The organism is Nocardioides sp. Root240 (genome assembly GCF_001428825.1).
Lineage (GTDB): Bacteria > Actinomycetota > Actinomycetes > Propionibacteriales > Nocardioidaceae > Nocardioides.
This window is the reverse complement of sequence record NZ_LMIT01000009.1, coordinates 91,163-91,682: the sequence shown is the minus strand read 5'-3', so window position 1 is coordinate 91,682 and position 520 is coordinate 91,163. Positions and strand designations below refer to the sequence as shown.

The window sequence follows — 520 nt, the reverse complement described above, 5'->3', positions numbered from 1 at the left end:
TCATCGAGGTCACGGCCATCGGCGGCGTCNCAGCAGCCCATCGACGTAGACCAGCCCTTCCGCGGTGACCTCGCCGATGTCGAAGTGCCGCTGGTCGGCTGCCTTCTGGCGGTCGGCCTCGGCGCGTTCGGGGTCGAACCGGATGATCGCCTCGGTGACGAGGCGTTCGATCAACGCCCACGTCACGTGCCCGACGGCGATCGCGAGCTGGTGATCCACGTAGGCCGCTGCTTCGGCGGTCAGGGAGTGGGTCAGGTCGGCGACCCGTTCGGCCCGCCACGGCTCCACCCGCCCTGCCACCACCTGAGCGAAGGTCTCGGGCAGACGCCACGCGCACTCCAGGACCCGACCGACGTACGCGCGCCCGCCGTCCGGGGTGCGGCCCAGGACCGCGATCAGCTCCATCAACCCGAACTCCGACACCAACGGTGCACCCGGCCCGGCGATCGGGACACCCGTGTCGAGGTAGGAGCCTTCCGCGATCGTCGCCGCCCCCTCGAGCGAGTCGACGACGTTGACC

General features: G+C 70.7%; 1 protein-coding gene. It reads right to left on the bottom strand.

Features of this window, described 5'->3' with window-relative positions; genetic code table 11:
• Positions 1–30: 30 nt before the first annotated feature.
• On the bottom strand, positions 31–520 hold a 490-nt coding region (locus ASE20_RS08445; protein WP_235538804.1), incomplete at both ends, for a DUF222 domain-containing protein.